This window comes from Williamsia sp., from assembly GCF_036566845.1.
Taxonomy (GTDB): domain Bacteria; phylum Actinomycetota; class Actinomycetes; order Mycobacteriales; family Mycobacteriaceae; genus Williamsia.
Map to the genome: position 1 here is coordinate 47665 of NZ_DATCVM010000030.1, position 16712 is coordinate 64376.

Below are 16712 nucleotides of genomic sequence, written 5' to 3' on the forward strand. Positions count from 1 at the left end.
ATACCTCGCACACCAGGGATCGAGCGGGCGGCACATGTCACTCATACAGAGGACACCGGATCTGCGAAGATGACACCTGCGATACGCGACCACCCTTGTATCGCCACCTACGAGCGCGGGAGTCGGGCCGGTTGGCGCAGTCATCACCGAACCTTCCCGAACAGCTCGATCGGCATCAGGTCTCCGTCTATCTCGGGGCCATGGTGGCCGGCGCGGTGGTGGGCTGGTCGGTATCGGGATCCGGTTCGGTGCTGGCGGCCTTGATCAACCCGGCCCTCGGCGCACTTCTGTACGTGACGTTTCTCCAGGTGCCGGCCGCCGACCTCGGGCGCGCCTTTCGGGACCACCGCTTCATCGCGGCATTGATCCTGCTGAACTTCGTGGTGGTGCCGGTGGTCGTCGGGGGATTGTTCACCTTCCTGCCGTCCGAACAGGCTGTGCGCGTGGGGGTTCTGCTGGTCCTGCTCTGTCCCTGCGTCGACTACGTCATCGTGTTCGCCGGGCTCGCCGGCGGCAGCAGGCAACGGCTGATCGCTGCCACCCCGATCCTGCTGCTGCTCCAGATGGCGCTGCTCCCATTCTATTTGTGGCTCTTCATGGGCCCCGACCTCACCGACGTGGTCGACAACCGCCCGTTTGTCGAGGCGTTCCTGTATCTGATCGCCGTCCCCCTTGCCTTGGCCTGGGCCACCCAGTGGGCGGCGAATCGCGCGACCGTCATCCGCCGTTTCGAGGACGGGGCCACCGCAGTCATGGTCCCGCTGATGGCGGTGGTGCTGTTCGCCGTTGTCGGCTCCCAGCTCCCCGAACTCGACGGCCTCGACCGCGATGTTGTTGCGGTGGTTCCGGTTTACGTGATCTTCCTGGTCGTGATGGCCGGCGCCGGGATGCTGGTGTCGGCGCTGTTCTCACTGGACGCGGCCGGTCGCCGATCGGTGGTGTTCAGTGGCGCCACGCGCAACTCGCTGGTCGTGATGCCCCTGGCCCTCGCCTTGCCGGCCGGATACGAGGTCGCCGCAGTGGTCGTCGTGACCCAGACTCTCGTCGAGATCATCGGCATGACCGTGTACGTCAAGGTGATTCCGAGATTGGTTCCGGCCAGAACCGTGTGATCCCGAAATCCACTGAGCCGGGACCTGTTGGGCGGGGTTCAGTCCACCAGCAGCATCGCCACCGGCGCTCGCCGCACCGCGATCCGCTGTCCCCACGACACCGACAGCGCATCGGATTCGATGCCGTCGCCGAACACCACGAGATCTGATTCGGCGATGATCCCGAGTTCCTCGCCCTCGGCCAGCAACCCTTCGGTCAGATCGGTGCCGGTGGCCGGCGACGGCCAGGCCTCCCGGACAAACCAGCACAGCTCAGGATCCGGTCGCAACGGCAGAATCAACCCGCTGCCGCGTTCGAGCCACACAGACCGACACCACCCGGTGCCGCCGGTCCCGGTGCCCACCAGAACTCCCGACGACGACTGTCGTTCGGCTGCCGCGCCGAATTCGATGCGATAGCGCGCTGACTGGTGGGAGGGGTGCCCGATGTAGATCTCATTGAGCGCCCGCAGGATCTGACCGTCGTCGAGTTCGGCTTCGACCATCGTGCAGGGTGTGCCCCGTTCGAGTGCGCCGGGCCGAAGCAGGATCTCTTCGATTTCGTCGGCGCGATGATTCACCAGCACTCCGGGATTGCGCTCCGGCTCGGCATTGACTCCCAGCACCGGCTGGCCATCGAGGTACTTCGCGACGTTGGCCACCAGACCGTCCTGACCGACGACCACGATCACATCCTCGACCCCGAAGACGAAGCGGCTCAGATCACTTCGTTCGACCAGCCCGCGGCGCCAGTCCGCCGGGATCGCTGCGTCGACGCGGGTGCGGGCTCGTTCGACCGCATCGTGACGTGCTTGGACGTCGTCGATGTCACGCCCGCGGGAGCGCAGGAAGAACGCGGCCTGGCCACGGGTGCCATGTGCTGCCAGCAGGTCGTCGAGTTCGGTACGGCGATATACGATCACCGCCCGCGGTGCCAGTGCCATCGTCGATTCCTTTCGGGTTGTCAGTTGCTCGGGTTGTCACTTGCGGTCGGCGGCCAAGCGGCCGAGCACCTGTGTCAGAACGTCCGGAGTCAGATTCAATGTCCCGATCTCCGGCATGTTCGCAGCGAGTTCCTTGAGCGCAAGGCCGAGCACGGTGGCCTGGTCCAGGTCGCGATACGGCGTCAGTGCGGCGGCGTCCACCTCCGCCTGTGCCATACCGACCAAACGCGTGGCTTCGGCCTGTGTCTGCGCCAGCAGTTGCTGACGCTCGGCGTCCGCTTCGGTCCGGATCTTCTCTGCGGCAACCTCTTCCGTCGACCGTTTGCGGGCGTTGCGACCCTGTTGGTCCACCAGTTGCTCCTCGCGGCGGGCCAGCTCGATCTGGCTCTGCAGTTCGTTTTCCGTGATCGCCCGCTCCCGTTCGACCGCCACCGCGCGCCGTTCATACGTGGCCCGGTCGGCTTCCTGTTGCACCTGCTCACGGAGCGGGGTCTGCAGGGCGCGCTCCATCTCGGCTTCCGACCGCAACGCGACCACTCGGACATCGACGATCTCCAAGCCCGTCTCCGCCAGCCGCCGGTCGCCGGTCAGTCCAACCGCGATGCGCTCACGGACCGGACTCACCCCGTCGGCCAGTGCCTGTCGAAGGGGTGTGCCCGACAGCAGATCCAGTGCGTGCTGCTGGGCCGATTCCGTCAACAGGCCGGCCAGCTGATCCAGCGGCCGCGACCTCCAGATGCCCTCGTCGGGATCGATTCCGAAGTCGATGCGTCCGGCCGCCGTGTGCGGATCGATGATCCGGTAGGTGACGGTGGCCTGAACCGTCAGGTCCTGGAAATCGAGTGTCCGGGCGTGGAACAGCAACGGGAGCTGCTGATCATCCACCGGAACCTCACTCACCGACGCGGTCAGTGGCCGGAACCAGAACGACTGGGCCAGCCCCGAGTGCACCAGCTTCGCCTTTGCCGTGTGCTCGACGTACATGTTCGGCGCGCACCGCATGTGACGCAGGAACATCGCTCGGTTGATGTCGGCCATGACCCGGCCCTCCTTCGTTTCTTCCCACGACACCTTGTCGTCAAGCTGACGATAACTGGTATCGGACTTAATCGTCAAGATGACGATTACACTGGGTCCATGTCCTCCGACTTCTGGCTCAACGCCGCGGCATCCGTCGACCTCGTGGTCCTGACCATCCACGACGGCCGGCTGTGCGCGTTGCTGGTCCGACGAGGTATCGACCCGTACCTCGGCGAATGGGCATTGCCCGGCGGATTTGTCCATGACGACGAAGACCTCGCCGACGCCGCCTACCGGGAACTCCTGGAAGAAACCGGCGTCGGACGTGGCGGCGTGCACCTCGAACAACTGGCCACTTACGGACGTCCGGACCGCGACCCGCGCGGTCGGGTCATCAGCGCCGCGTACCTGGCACTGACGCCGCACACACCCGTTCCGGTCGCCGGATCAGACGCCGCCACCGCAGCCCTGCACCCCGTCGAGAAGATCCTCGACGGGGTGCCCTCCCTGGCGTTCGACCACGGTCGGATCCTGGCCGACGGTGTCGAACGCGCCCGGTCGAAGCTCGAGTACACCCCCCTCGCCGCGACCTTCTGTGGATCCGAGTTCACCGTCGCCGAGCTGCGCCGGGTCTACGAAACCGTCTGGGGCCGACCGCTTGATCCCCGCAATTTCCATCGCAAGGTGACCGGCGCCCCGGATTTTGTCCGGCCGACCGGGACCATGACCGGACGGGACGGCGGCCGGCCGGCAGCGCTGTTCACCGTCGGCGAGGCCACCCTGCTGCATCCGCCACTACTGAGGCCCAATTGACCCCCGTCCACACCGACCCGGCCCCTTCTTGACGCAGCCGCGCACGGCGCTCACTCCCACAACTTCAACCGTCGGACAGTGACAAGACAACTGCGGAGGTGATGAATTGTTGACCGCACAAAGGGATTTCACGGCGTACGGCCCGTCGTACTGGGCGGTGATCTCTCTGTTCGTCGCGGTCGCCGCACTGCTGGTCTGGCTCGGGCGCCGGCAGACCGACGCACAGGCGCGGCTGCTCGGACGCGTCCTGGGGGCCACCACCGCCACCATCTACGCGGCGGCGCTGGTCTATTCGCTGATCCCGCCCAGCATCGATGGGTCCGTTCCACTGCGTCTGACCGATCTCGCGACGGTCGCGGCGGCCTACGCACTGTGGTCGCAGGCTCACTGGGCGTACGCACTCACCTACTACTGGGGTCTGGTGCTGAGCGCACAGGCGTTGATCTCACCGGTCCTGACCGGTCCGGACTTCCCCCACTACGAGTTCCTCACGTTCTGGGGCATCCATCTGCTTGTCGTCTGGGCTGCGATCTACCTCACCTGGGGCCGGCGGATGCGGCCGCAGTGGCGCAGCTACCGGATCGCGGTGGTGGTGACGGCGGTGTGGGCGGTGACCACCTTCACCTTCAACCGCATCGCCGGCACCAACTACGGATTCCTCAACCGAAAACCCGCCACCTCGTCTTTGCTGGATGTCCTGGGGCCCTGGCCGCTGTATGTGCTGACCGCGACCAGCCTGATCCTCGTCGTGTGGGCGCTCATGACCTACCCGTGGGTGCGGTCGCAGCCATCTCCGTGATGATCCGCCGGAGGTCCCTGCAAGCACCCGGGTCCGCGACTAGGTTGGAGGCAGGACTCCTACCGAAGTGAGGTCTGATGACGTTCCCGTTCGAAGACGCAGAACCGATCGGCGAAACCGAAGAACTGCGCAAGCAGGCGGCGGTCTACGAAGCCGGCGAACACGGCCACGAGATCAATCGCGGCCATGCGGTCGGCGGAACCGCGGGTTCCATCGACGGACAGTAGTCATCGACCGGCAGTGGTCATCGACCGGCAGTGGTCATCGACCGGCGAGCGCGGCCACGATGCCCGCTGCCCGACCCGGGCCGATGTGCTTGAATCCGGTGCCGGCCCAGTGATTCGTCGCGTGGGGATCACCCGCCGCGACCGCAGCCCGGCGCAGCGGTCCGGTCAGGTAGTGGATCTGCGGGTACGCCAGTGGCGCGGTCGGTTCATGGTTCTGCATGAACCGGTTACGCAGACCACGCGCGTATCGGCCCGAGAATGCCCGGGTCACAGCGGTTTTGGTGAACTGCGGATCGGTGAGCGCCGCCCTCGACACCGGATTCGTCCCGGCCTCGTCGCTCAGTAGCAGCGCCGTACCCACCTGGACGGCAACCGCTCCGAGATCGAGGGCTGCCGCGACCGCCCCGGGTGTGCTGATCCCACCGGCCGCGACCACCACATCGCTCACCGCACAGGCCGACACCACCAGGGTGTCGAGCGAATCACTCGATGGCCGGGCCAACGGATCGAAGGTGCCCCGATGACCCCCTGCGCCTGGGCCCTGTGCCACCAGGACGTCGACACCCCGGGCGACCGCGATTTCGGCCTCGACCCTGGTCGTCACGGTCCCGAAGGTCGCCACGCCGGCATCGGCGAATCGTTTGATGTCACCGGCGTGGGCACAGCCGAACGTGAACGAGACCACCTCCGGCTTGGTGTCCAGCAGAACCTCCACCTTCTGCGCGTAGTCGTCGTCGGTGTATCGCGGCTCACCGAGCTGCACACCGAAGTGCCGGGCCAGTTCGCCGAGCTCGTCGGCATAGGCAGCGATCTCCGCAGGCTTCCCCGCGTCAGGCTGCGGCACAAAGAGGTTCACCGCGAGGGGACCCGTGGTCAGCGAACGAGCCGTGGCGATGTCGTCGGCGAGCTTGTCGGCACTGAGCAAGGCCCCGGCCAGGAAACCGAGTCCGCCGACGTCGGTGACTGCCGCCGCCAATTGCGGGGTACTCGGGCCGCCCGCCATCGGCGCCCCCACGATCGGCACCTCGAGATCTCGAACATCGAACACTGCCACGGCAAACCTCCTGCGCTTCGTCGTCCTATGCCGACGGTAGCCTTTCAGCCATGTCAGAGACGATCGCCACCACGACTACGCCCGTCGAGATCTCGACCGACGGCGCCTGCCTCGGCAACCCCGGTCCGGGCGGATGGGGCGCGATCCTGCGGTACAAGGAGCACGAAAAGCCGATCTCCGGCTCCGAACCCGACACGACCAACAACAAGATGGAACTCACCGCCGCCATCAAGGGACTCGAAGCGGTGAAGAAGCCGTCTCGAGTGATCCTGTACACCGACAGCACCTACGTCCGCAACGGGATCATGAAGTGGGCCGCGGGCTGGCAATCCAACGGTTGGCTGACCAAAGACAAGAAGCCGGTGAAGAACAGCGAGTTGTGGCGGGAACTCATCGAACAGTGCGCCAGGCACGACGTCGAGTGGAAGTGGGTGAAAGGTCATGCCGGCGACCACTACAACGAGATCGCCGATCAACTCGCCACCAGCGCCGCCCGCAAACTGAAAGAGGGATCATGAGTGCCACGCCGATCCCGGTCGCCCTGATTCCCGACCACGATCCCCATCTGGCCCGAGCCATCTCCTCTGCCGGTGGCGAGATCGTCGACCTCGCCGATGCGCGCGTACTGGTGTGGACCGGCGACGTGGCCGGCTTCCCGGCGCCCCTGCCCGACCACATCGAATGGGTCCAGTTGCGGCTGGCCGGGATCGAATCATTTCTGAATGCGGGACTGCTCGACGACAAACGGATCTGGACCAACGCGTCGGGTTTCTATGCGGAGAACGTCGCCGAACACGCTCTGGCACTGCTGCTCGCCGGACTCCGCCAGATCAACGTTGCCGTACAACGACATTGGGACAAAGAGGCGATCGACACCGCGGTCCGCTCACTGCACGGCTCCACCGTGGCCATCATCGGCGCCGGCGGGATCGCCCGTTCGCTGATCCCGCGACTCCGGGCCTGCGGCGCAGATGTGTTGGCAGTCAACCACTCCGGGCGTCCGGTCGAGGGTGCACTCGACACGTTGCCGTCGAGTCGTCTCGACGAGGCCTGGTCACGATGCGACCACGTCGTCCTGGCCGCACCCGCCACCGACGAGACCCGGAACATGATCAACGCCACCACCCTCGCCGCGTTGCCGTCACATGCGTGGATCGTCAACGTCGCGCGCGGTCCCCTGGTGGACGAGTCCGCGCTGCACACCGCGCTGACCACGGGCGTCATTGCCGGTGCCGCACTGGATGTCACCGATCCGGAGCCACCGGCCGTCGATCACCCGCTGTGGGATCTGCCCAACGCGATCATCACCCCACATGTGGCCAACCCGTCGTCGGGCCTGACCCGCACGCTGGCGCCCTGGGTTGCCGAGAACATGCGACGTTTCGCCGCCGGCGGCGATGACATGCTGGCCCGCGTCGATCCGGGCGCCAGTTACTGACCCTCCCGCAATTGGCGCCGATCACCGCCGGGCCCACGTAACGTGAACGTCGAACCCCACATGAATCCACCAGGGAGACCGTCGTGCGCATCAGGGTCCGAATAATCCTGTCCATCGTCGGAGCGACGTTGATCGCAGCCTGCAGCGGCGGGCCCGCCAGTACCGCACCCACGAACCCGATACCCTGGCCACCGTCATCGTCGGGGTTCGGGTCTTCCGAGGCCCCGGGGGCGCCCGAAGACGTCGTCACCGGTCTCGACGCACCGTGGTCGGTTGTGTTCACCCAGGGTGCCGCACTCATCAGCGAACGCGACACCGGCAACATCCTCGAGATCGTCGGCGACGGCACCCGGGTGGTCGGCGCAGTCCGCGACGTCGCGCCTGCCGGTGAGGGCGGCTTGCTCGGCCTGGCCGCCGGAGAAGGTGAGCTGTACGTCTACTTCACCGGCACCGCCGGCGACAACCGAGTTGTGAAGTACCCGCTGACCGGATCCGCGGGCACACTCGGCCTCGGCGAACCCGAAGACATCCTGACCGGGATCCCCGGCGGGCGTACCCACAACGGCGGACGTATCGCGTTCGGACCGGACGGCATGCTCTACGTCACCACCGGCGATGCACAGGATCGACCCAGTGCACAGGACCCCGCGAGCCTGGCCGGCAAGATCCTGCGGGTGACCGCGGACGGCGGAGTGCCGGCAGACAACCCGACCTCAGGTAGTCCGGTGTGGTCGCTCGGGCATCGCAACGTGCAGGGGCTGGCGTGGTCTGCAGACGGCACCATGTTCTCGGTCGAGTACGGGCAGGACGCCTGGGACGAACTCAACATCATCCGGCCCGGCGGCAACTACGGCTGGCCGGAGGTCGAGGGCATCGGCCAAGACCCGGCCTACATCAACCCGGTGCAGCAGTGGCGACCGGACGTGGCCAGCCCCAGCGGCATGACGATCGCCGGGCAGACCATCTACGTCGCCAACCTGAGAGGTGAGCGCCTGCGCGCAATCCCGGTCAACAATCCGTCCACGGCCGAAGAGCTGTACGTCCGCCAGTTCGGTCGACTCCGCGATGTGGCCGTGGCACCGGACGGTTCGCTGTGGTTCCTCACCAACAACACCGACGGCCGCGGTATCCCCCGGCCTGACGACGATCGGATCAAACGAGTTGTGGTCGGTTGAGCTGAGCTACTCCGCTTTGTCGTTGCTCAATTGTTCGAGCCGCGCCTCCTCGAGGTCGAGCAGGTGCTGCGCGTAGGTCAGTGACTGCGAGCTGTACACACCCAGCTTTCGAACGCGAAGCAACGCATCACGTTCCGCGGACAACACCCGCAGACGGAGCCGGAAGTACTGTTCACGCCCATCGGTCTGACCTTCGGTTTCACTCTGGACGCGAGCGCGGCCGATGATGCTGTCGTTGCGAACCATGTCGATGACCGCGTCGGACATCATGCTGTCACCGCTGCCGATCACGTCCGGATCGCCCAATGCTTCGAGGGCCGCCTGCTGCAATTCGGTGACCAGATGCGAGTATTCGTCGCGCAACCGGTCCTGATCATCAGGTGCGACTTTCGCCATCCGGATCACACCGGGCAACGTGAACCCTTGCAGCAGAAGCGTTGTCCCTGCCACCACAAACGCGATCAGAATCAGCTGTGGTCGGTGCGGGGTGTCCGACGGCAACGTCTGTGCGGCCGCGACGGTGATGGCACCGCGCATTCCGGCCCAGCCGAGCACCACACCACCGCGCCATCCGAGTGTCTCGTTGAGTTTGAAGGCGACGTCGGCCGACACCCGCGTCATCCGGGTCTGCATGTGGCGCAGCCGTCGTTCGGTGAGCAGGTTGTCGGGCTCGCGCGCATCGAGCCTTGCCTGCATTTCGTCCAGGCGCGTGATCGACTCCTGCGCGCGTTGGGTGTCGCGGCGCAGCAACGCGACCATCGGCGCCACAAAAGCGATGCGTAGCAGGATCACGATCAGGGACGCCGCCAGTCCGAGGCCGACTGCGTGCCAGGTGCTGAACGAACTCTCCTGCACATCTTCGATCGACTTCTTGAGCTCGAGACCCATGAGCAGAAATACGGCGCCCTCCAGCAGGAATGCCAGCGTGCGCCAGTTGATGGCTTCCGCGATCCGGTCCTGGGCCCCGAGGTGACTGGAGGCCTGATGCCCGGTGACCAGGCCCGCGACAACCACTGCCAGTACCCCGGAGGCACCTGCCTCCTCTGCGGGCAGGTAGGCGATGAACGGCACGATCAGCGAGATGGCGGTTGTCAGGATCGGGTCGTTGAGCAGGCCGCGGAGCCGGACGTTGGCGTAGCCGACAATCAGTCCGATCACAGACGCGACCACCACCGCGAACACGAAGTCACCGGCCACGCCCCAAAGCGATACCGTTCCGGCAAGCGCCGCGACGGCCGACCGCAGCAACACCAGCGCCGATGCGTCGTTGACCAGACCCTCACCTTCGAGGACCGCCACGACACGGGAGGGCAACCCGAGTTTCTTACCCACCGAGGTGGCGGCGACAGCATCGGTCGGACTGATCACCGCCCCGAGCGCGAACGCCGCGGGCCACCCCAGATCCGGGATCAACGCGTGGAAGAACCAGCCCGTTCCCAGAGTTGTGACGACCACCAGGACCACGGCCAGCGCGGTGATCGGTTTGAAGTTCCGTCGAAAATCCTGCGCCGGCATGTTGACCGCCGCCGAATACAACAGGGGTGGCAGCACCCCCGCCAGGATGAACTCCGGAGGGATCTCGAGATCGGGGAACCCGGGCACAAAACTCAGGCCGGCCCCGACGATCACCAGCACCAACGGTGCCGCGACACCCAGTCGTCCGGAAAAGACCGCGACCCCGACGGTCGCGACGACTGCCAGAACCAAGACCAGGGTCAGTTCCACACACACTCCGCTCTTTCGGGGTCACTTCAAGCAAGCAGGCGACTGCCCTCGACCAGTCTCCCCCGTAGCGCCGATCACCGTCGCCGAGCGGGCCCCTCCCCGTCGATCGGGCCCTCGTAGCCGCCGACCGGGCCCTCGTTACCGTCGACCGGGCCCTCGTAGCCGCCGACCGGGCTCTCGTTACCGTCGACCGGGCCCTTCCCGCCGCACGATCGCGGAGTACGGCCCCGTCGATGGTCGCTACGGCCCGGCCGACGGGTCGAGAGGCCCGGTCGACGGAGGTAGAGGCCCGGTCGGCGGGGTGGGTGGTGCTACCTCCAGGGTGCGAGAACTTCGGCGGCCCGCTCGGCCAGAACCATCTGGAAGATGGGGCCGAAGCTGACGCGGGCAACCCCGAGTGCGGCGAAGGCGGCCTTGGTGTTGTTGACCGGGTGGCCGATGGCGTTGACCGGCAACGGCAACTCGTCGGTCAGCCGCTTCTGTACGGCATCCTCGTGGAATCCCACCGGATAGAGCACGTCGGCACCGGCCTCGGCGGTCAGTTTCAACCGGGCGATCGCCCGGTCCACGCGGTCTGCCTCGTCGCCGACCTGTTTGAGGAACAGATCGGTCCGGGCGTTGATCACCACGTGGACGTCGGTGGCATCGGAGGCCGCGCGCAGCGCCGCCACGAAGTCGGCATGTTCTTGGGCCTCCCGCAACCGGCCGCCCTCGCTGTGCACGGTGTCCTCGATGTTGAGGCCGACCGCTCCGGCCGAGATCAGTCCGTCGATCAGCCGTTTGGGGTCTTCGCCGTATCCGGCTTCGATGTCGACGGAGATCGGCACGTCGACGGCGTCGGTGATCTGTTTGATGCGAGTGGTCAGTTCGGTGAAGGTGATGCCCTCGTTGTCGGGTTTGCCGATCGAATCGGACACCGGGTGGCTGCCCACGGTCAGCGCGGTGAACCCCGCGGATACCGCCAGGTTGGCCGACCAGGCGTCCCACACCGTCGGCAGGATCACCGGATTTCCGGGTTGGTGGAGTTCGAGGAGAGTTGAGGCCTTGCTTGAGAGTCCCGTCATGCCCTCTACAACTACGCCGCTCGTCGCCAACATTCCGGACCTTGACAGATCCGTGCGGCCGGGCCTGTCTCATCAGCGTGCCACCATGGTCAGGTGACTCGATCGGCGGCGGCCCACGCGCTCTGGCGCGGTGGGGTCGGCCTGTCGCTGTGGTTCACCGATGCCGATGGCCGGGCGTGCACCGAACATGTGCCCGACGGATTGCCGCCCGCCCTCGATTCGGTGGTCGGAGGCCGGTCGCTGCGGCGCACCATCACGGTGGCCGGCCCCGGTGCCGATGACCGTCGCGACATCGCCTCGGTGACGCTCGGGCCGGCGGCCGCGTGTGAACTGCTCGAGGCCATCAAACCCGACGACGTCGTCGGTGGCGAATTACGCTACTACCGTTACCTGTTGGATTCGACCGAGCGATTTGTCCGGTCCGGCGCGATCACCCCGGCGGTCAGCCGGGTGGCCGGTGAATGGGCAGTCCGCTGGGCGCCTCTGGCCACCACCACCTGGCGCACCTGGTTGTCGACGGCGATCGCGGCGGCTCCTCCGGTGGTCCTCGACAACGGTGACACCGACGCGATCATGGACTTCTGCGGGGAGTTGACCGACCACCTGTGCCGAACCAGTTGCCGCGACATCACACCTGCCGCTGTTCGGTCGTCGTTTGTCCGGACGCTGTTGCCTGACGCCGATGCACCGCCGATGTCCGCAGACAAGGCGACTGCGGCGGCGTCGGCCTGGGCGCAGTGGGCCGACGGACTCCGGCTCGGCGAATCAGCTCTGGTGTTGCGCCTCAACGAACCCGACGAGGGCGATGAGGAGAACGAGGGCGAACCGACCCGGTGGCGGTTGCAGGTGTGCCGCCGCACCGTCGATCGTCCCGACGAACCTGTGGAGCTACGACGGCTCGACGCGCACGAGATCGATCAGGTCACCACCGAGGTCGCCGGTGCGGTCCGGGCCTTCCCTGCATTGAAAATTGCTCGCCACGATGACTATTCGCTCGACTTCCTTCTCTCGACCGAGGTGGTTCTCGAACTTCTCGATACCGGGGTCGGCGCCCTGTCCGAGGCCGGATATGAGGTGTTGCTGCCTCGCTCGATCGCGCACGTCCGCCCGACGCTGACGTTGCGGGGCAAGCAGGAGGGTGGCACACCGCAGCGATCGGTGGTGGTCGGATTCGACGAGATCCGGAACTTCCAATGGCAATTGGCGCTCGGCGAAGACGTCCTCAACGCCGCCGAACTGGATGCCCTGGCACGTCAAAAGGGCGACCTGGTGAAGGTCCGGGGCAAGTGGGTGCGGGCCGACAATGCCGCACTGTCCCGCACGGCCGCATTCATCCAGGCGCAGAAGGCCTTGGCCGAATCCGGTCAACCCGCCGACATGGGCGAGCTGTTCGGCCTGATGACCGACGGCGACGACAGACTTCCCGTTCCGGTCAGCCGGGTCGAGGGTCTGTCGTGGCTCGACGAGATCAAACGTCGCGGACGCATGGCACCGCCGATCCTCTCGGCGCCCGAATCCCTACGGGCCGAGCTGCGTCCCTACCAGCACCGCGGCATGGAGTGGCTGCGCCATCTGAGCTCGTTGCGGATCGGTGCGGTCCTCGCCGACGACATGGGGCTGGGCAAGACGATTCAGGTCCTGGCGCTGATCTGCGGTGAACTGGAGACCAGCCAAGGCGAAGCGGAAAGACGGGGTACAACACTTCTGGTCTGCCCGATGTCGGTGGTCGGCAACTGGGAACGGGAGATCGCCCGGTTCGCCCCGCACCTGTCGGTGTTGATCCATCACGGCCCGGGCCGGCTCTCCGGGGCGCCGTTCGTCACCGCCGCAGCGGCGTCCGACGTTGTCATCACCACGTTCGCCATCGCGTCCCGCGATCGAAAACTGTTGAGCACCATCAGCTGGGACCGACTGGTCGTCGATGAGGCCCAGCACATCAAGAATGTTGCCACCGCACAATCCAAGGCGGTTCGGTCGATGCCGGCCCGCCATCGCATCGCGTTGACCGGCACCCCCGTCGAGAACCGGCTGGAGGATCTGCGATCGGTGATCGATCTGGTCAATCCCGGACTGCTTGGCACGGCATCAACCTTCAAGGCCCGCTATGCCGAGGCCATTGAACGTGAACGTGATCCGCGAGCGGTGCAGCGCCTGAGCGCGATCACCTCACCGTTCATCCTGCGCCGGGTCAAGACAGATCCGACCGTGATCTCCGACCTGCCGGAGAAGGCGGAGCTCACCGTCCGCGCCAACCTCACCATCGAGCAGGCCGGGCTGTATCGCGCGGTCATCGACGACCTGATGGAGGCATTGGGCAGGGGCGAGACCAAAGAGGCCGGAAGTGAGCGCCGCAGAACCGTTTTCGCCGCACTCACACGGCTCAAGCAGATCTGCAACCACCCGGCGCACTATCTCGGCGACGGTTCGCCGATCATGCGCCGCAACGAGCACCGGTCGGGGAAGATCGAACTCCTCGCGGACATCCTCGAGAACATCGTCGCCGACGGTGAACGCGCTCTGGTCTTCACCCAGTTCACCGCATTCGGGACGATGCTGCAGCCATGGCTCTCCGATCGGATCGGCCAGCAGTTCTCGTTCCTGCACGGCGGCCTCGGCCGCCAGGCGCGCGACACGATGGTCGCAGAGTTCTCCGACCCCGATGGCCCGGCGATCATGCTGGCGTCGTTGAAGGCCGGCGGTACCGGACTGAACCTGACCTCGGCCAATCATGTTGTGCATCTGGATCGTTGGTGGAACCCCGCGGTCGAGAACCAGGCCACCGACCGCGTGTACCGGATCGGCCAGCAGCGGCGGGTCGAGGTCCGCAAGTTCGTCTGCGTCGGCACCCTCGAAGAACGGATCGACCAACTCATCGCCGACAAACGGGAGTTGTCCGAACTGACCGTGTCCACTGGTGAGAGTTGGCTCGCGAACACCGCTGATGACGAACTCTACGATCTGATGCGCCTGGGCGACGAGGCGGTGGGCGAATGAGCCGAAAAACCAAGCCACCCCAGCGCGGCTACGGTCTGACGCCGTGGTCCAAGGCCTTCCTGCTGGCCGTGGAATCCACCGCAGAGGCGCGCAAGATCACCAAGGCCCGCAGCTACTTTCGCGACCGGGTCGTGATCGATCTCGTGGTGCGATCAGGGCAGGTCAAGGCCCTGGTCCAGGGCAGCCAGCTCGATCCGTTCGAGGTGACGATCACCACCGGACCCGCCGACCCGGCAACGGTCCTCTCGCTGCTGCGGCAGCAGGGCAAGACCGACGACCTGGTGGCCGTCACACGCGGTCGCCAACCCGAAATCCTTGGATCCCTGGTGATCCCGACTGAGGCGTCTGATATCCGCGTCGACTGCAACTGCCCCGACGACGCCGACCGCTGCATTCACCTGCTCGCCGTCAGTTATGAGATCGCGGCCGCCATCGACAAGGAACCCTCGACGTTGCTCACGGTGATGGGCGCCGATCTGGCGGTGCTGCTCGCACATCTGCGCGACGAGCCCGGCGGCGCGGAGCCCCACAGCGCCGCACCGCCGCAGGCGATGACCGAGGTCGACTTCTACGGCGACGGGCGGCAGATGCCGGCGCTCCCCCACCCGCCGCAGATCGACGTCCTCTCCGAACTCGACACCACCGAACTGTCTGCGGCGCTGCGCCGGTCAGGTGCCGCTGCGATGGACGTGGCTCAGGCGGTCGACGAACTGGCCGAGTTGTACGCGCGGATCGTGCGCTGATGCACTAGCGCCGCCAGAGCAGATGGTGGGTGACTCCGCTCAGGCTGGGCAGAGTGTCGATGAAGAACCGGTCTTCCAGGTCTTGCGGAGAGTTCCACAGTCGCAGGCCCTTCCCGAACGTGATCGGTGACACCGCGACGTGCATCGTGTCGATGAGGTCGGCGTCGAGAAACTCGCGCACGGTGCTCACCCCGCCCCCGATCCGGACATCTTTGCCGTCCGCGGCCGCCCTGGCCTCGGCCAGAGCCTCGGCCGGGGAGGCATCGATGAAGTGAAAGGTGGTGTCGCCGAGCGTCAACGACGGACGTTCGTGATGGGTCAGCACGAACACCGGGGTGTGGAAGGGCGGATCCTCGCCCCACCATCCCTGCCACTCGTGGTCCGGCCACGGCCCCCGCACCGGTCCGAACTTGTTGCGGCCCATGATCTCGGCGCCGATGTTGCGGTCGTAGTCGTGCATCAGGTAGTCGTCGAGGCCCCGGTTGCCCCCGGAGTCGGCGCGACCGGGCCAACTGGCGGTGCCGAAGCGCCACCCGTGCAGATCGGCCGGATCGACGCCGTCTCCGAACGGCTGGTCCGTGCTCTGGTTCTCACCCGCCCCGACACCGTCTTGCGACACGCCGAAACTCTGAACCCTGGCCAGCTGCGCCATCATCGTCCACCCTTCATCTGCCTGTGCGAACAGTACAGAGGACAGACTGTGAGCGTCGGCCGAACTCATCGATCCCGGGGGCGACTACCCGAGGGCGGGTTTGATGGCCTCGGCAACCGGTGTGGAGGGTCGACCGATCAGCTTCTGCAGGTCACCGGAATCGGTGTCGAGTTCGCCACGGGCGATGCCCCTGTCCACGCCGGCCAGAACCGCGGCGAAGGCTTCGGGCACACCGGCCCCGGCCAGCGCTGCCGCATAGTCGGCTTCCGGGAGATCCTGGTATGCCACGGGCTTGCCGGCCACGTCGCTGATCACCTCGGCGAACTCCGCGTAGGTGATGCGGTCATTGCCGCCGAGCTCGTAGATCTTGCCACCTTGGCCCTCGAAGGTCAGGACGGCTGCTGCTGCGGCGGCGTAGTCGGCACGGGTCGCTGCTGCGATCCGGCCTTCGCCCGCTGCGCCGTAGAGCGTGCCGGATTCGACAGCCGGCCCGATCGCATCCAAGTAGTTCTCCCAGTACCAGCCGTTGCGGAGGAGGACCGCCTGGACGGACGACGCTGCCAGCCGCTCTTCGGTGGCGACGTGTTCGGGAGCAAGTGCAACTCCGCTGGTAGCGGCGTTGAGGAGGCTGGTGTACGCGATCAGCTGCACTCCGGCGAGTTCAGCGGCCTCGATCACATTCGCATGCTGCGGAATCCGCTTGCCGACCTCAGAGCCGGAGATCAGGAGCAGCTTGTCCACGCCGTCGAGTGCGGCCCGGAGGGCAGCCGGATCGGAGTAGTCGGCTACGCGGACCTGCACGCCCTTCGCCGCGAGATCGGCGGCCTTGTCGGCGTTGCGCACCACGGCGACGATCTCAGACGGTGCCACACCCCGTTCGAGGAGTTCGGCGACGACGTGGGCGCCCAATTGTCCTGTTGCTCCGGTCACTGCTGTTGTCATGTTCTGCTCCATCTCATCGACTGGTCGTGCT

General features: G+C 66.3%; 16 protein-coding genes. 9 read left to right on the plus strand and 7 right to left on the minus strand.

All coding sequences use genetic code 11. The features are described from left to right. The first annotated feature begins 131 nt into the window (after window positions 1-131). Window positions 132-1112 carry an arsenic resistance protein gene (locus VIQ49_RS02245; RefSeq protein ID WP_414731556.1) on the plus strand — a complete coding sequence of 327 codons (981 nt, stop codon included), beginning with the start codon at window positions 132-134 and terminating at the stop codon, window positions 1110-1112. A gap of 38 nt (window positions 1113-1150) precedes the next feature. Here VIQ49_RS02245 and VIQ49_RS02250 read toward each other — a convergent pair whose 3' ends face one another. After that, on the minus strand, window positions 1151-2035 hold the full coding sequence (locus tag VIQ49_RS02250) for a hypothetical protein (RefSeq protein WP_331880334.1): 885 nt from the start codon (window positions 2033-2035) through the stop codon (window positions 1151-1153). 36 nt (window positions 2036-2071) lie between these two features. Further along, window positions 2072-3073 carry an SPFH domain-containing protein gene (locus VIQ49_RS02255; protein ID WP_331880335.1) on the minus strand — a complete coding sequence of 334 codons (1002 nt, stop codon included), beginning with the start codon at window positions 3071-3073 and terminating at the stop codon, window positions 2072-2074. 99 nt (window positions 3074-3172) lie between these two features. Here VIQ49_RS02255 and VIQ49_RS02260 point away from each other — a divergent pair, with 99 nt between their 5' ends. From VIQ49_RS02260 to VIQ49_RS02270, 3 genes are all read left to right on the plus strand, one after another. Then, the gene (locus tag VIQ49_RS02260) at window positions 3173-3868 is read left to right on the plus strand and encodes an NUDIX hydrolase (RefSeq protein ID WP_331880337.1); all 696 of its coding nucleotides are present in this window, start codon (window positions 3173-3175) and stop codon (window positions 3866-3868) included. A gap of 109 nt (window positions 3869-3977) precedes the next feature. Then, window positions 3978-4667 (plus strand): TIGR02206 family membrane protein, encoded by a 690-nt coding sequence (locus VIQ49_RS02265; RefSeq protein ID WP_414731557.1) that lies wholly within the window; start codon window positions 3978-3980, stop codon window positions 4665-4667. A 77-nt stretch (window positions 4668-4744) separates the two neighbouring features. Then, window positions 4745-4894, plus strand: a complete 150-nt coding sequence (locus VIQ49_RS02270; RefSeq protein WP_331880341.1) for a hypothetical protein — start codon at window positions 4745-4747, stop codon at window positions 4892-4894. 34 nt (window positions 4895-4928) lie between these two features. Here the strand turns inward: VIQ49_RS02270 and VIQ49_RS02275 are convergent, their stop codons facing one another. Next, window positions 4929-5948 carry a nitronate monooxygenase gene (locus VIQ49_RS02275; protein ID WP_331880343.1) on the minus strand — a complete coding sequence of 340 codons (1020 nt, stop codon included), beginning with the start codon at window positions 5946-5948 and terminating at the stop codon, window positions 4929-4931. 50 nt (window positions 5949-5998) lie between these two features. Between VIQ49_RS02275 and rnhA the strand changes: the two genes are divergently transcribed. The 3 genes from rnhA to VIQ49_RS02290 all read left to right on the plus strand — a co-directional run bounded on the left by rnhA (window position 5999) and on the right by VIQ49_RS02290 (window position 8561). Continuing rightward, window positions 5999-6466 carry a ribonuclease HI gene (gene rnhA, locus VIQ49_RS02280; RefSeq protein WP_331880345.1) on the plus strand — a complete coding sequence of 156 codons (468 nt, stop codon included), beginning with the start codon at window positions 5999-6001 and terminating at the stop codon, window positions 6464-6466. Beyond that, window positions 6463-7386: a D-isomer specific 2-hydroxyacid dehydrogenase family protein gene (locus tag VIQ49_RS02285; protein ID WP_331880347.1), complete on the plus strand. Its 924-nt coding sequence runs from the start codon at window positions 6463-6465 to the stop codon at window positions 7384-7386. The genes rnhA and VIQ49_RS02285 overlap by 4 nt, the downstream gene beginning before the upstream one ends. Window positions 7387-7469: 83 nt before the next feature. Further along, window positions 7470-8561, plus strand: a complete 1092-nt coding sequence (locus VIQ49_RS02290; protein WP_331880349.1) for a PQQ-dependent sugar dehydrogenase — start codon at window positions 7470-7472, stop codon at window positions 8559-8561. Window positions 8562-8567: 6 nt separating this feature from the next. On the opposite strand, the gene VIQ49_RS02295 is transcribed toward VIQ49_RS02290, so the two are convergent. Together VIQ49_RS02295 and VIQ49_RS02300 are read right to left on the minus strand one after the other, a co-directional pair. Further along, window positions 8568-10286 (minus strand): sodium:proton antiporter, encoded by a 1719-nt coding sequence (locus tag VIQ49_RS02295; protein WP_331880351.1) that lies wholly within the window; start codon window positions 10284-10286, stop codon window positions 8568-8570. A 311-nt stretch (window positions 10287-10597) separates the two neighbouring features. After that, the gene (locus tag VIQ49_RS02300) at window positions 10598-11350 is read right to left on the minus strand and encodes an isocitrate lyase/phosphoenolpyruvate mutase family protein (RefSeq protein WP_331880353.1); all 753 of its coding nucleotides are present in this window, start codon (window positions 11348-11350) and stop codon (window positions 10598-10600) included. Window positions 11351-11443: 93 nt separating this feature from the next. Between VIQ49_RS02300 and VIQ49_RS02305 the strand changes: the two genes are divergently transcribed. Together VIQ49_RS02305 and VIQ49_RS02310 are read left to right on the plus strand one after the other, a co-directional pair. Further along, window positions 11444-14344 (plus strand): DEAD/DEAH box helicase, encoded by a 2901-nt coding sequence (locus VIQ49_RS02305; protein ID WP_331880354.1) that lies wholly within the window; start codon window positions 11444-11446, stop codon window positions 14342-14344. Beyond that, window positions 14341-15087 carry a hypothetical protein gene (locus VIQ49_RS02310; protein ID WP_331880355.1) on the plus strand — a complete coding sequence of 249 codons (747 nt, stop codon included), beginning with the start codon at window positions 14341-14343 and terminating at the stop codon, window positions 15085-15087. Before VIQ49_RS02305 ends, VIQ49_RS02310 begins: the two co-directional genes overlap by 4 nt. Window positions 15088-15091: 4 nt before the next feature. Here the strand turns inward: VIQ49_RS02310 and VIQ49_RS02315 are convergent, their stop codons facing one another. Both VIQ49_RS02315 and VIQ49_RS02320 read right to left on the minus strand, forming a co-directional pair. Then, window positions 15092-15739, minus strand: coding sequence for a dihydrofolate reductase family protein (locus tag VIQ49_RS02315; RefSeq protein WP_331880417.1), 648 nt, complete (start codon window positions 15737-15739; stop codon window positions 15092-15094). 84 nt (window positions 15740-15823) lie between these two features. Next, on the minus strand, window positions 15824-16681 hold the full coding sequence (locus VIQ49_RS02320; RefSeq protein WP_331880356.1) for an SDR family oxidoreductase: 858 nt from the start codon (window positions 16679-16681) through the stop codon (window positions 15824-15826). Window positions 16682-16712 lie beyond the last annotated feature (31 nt).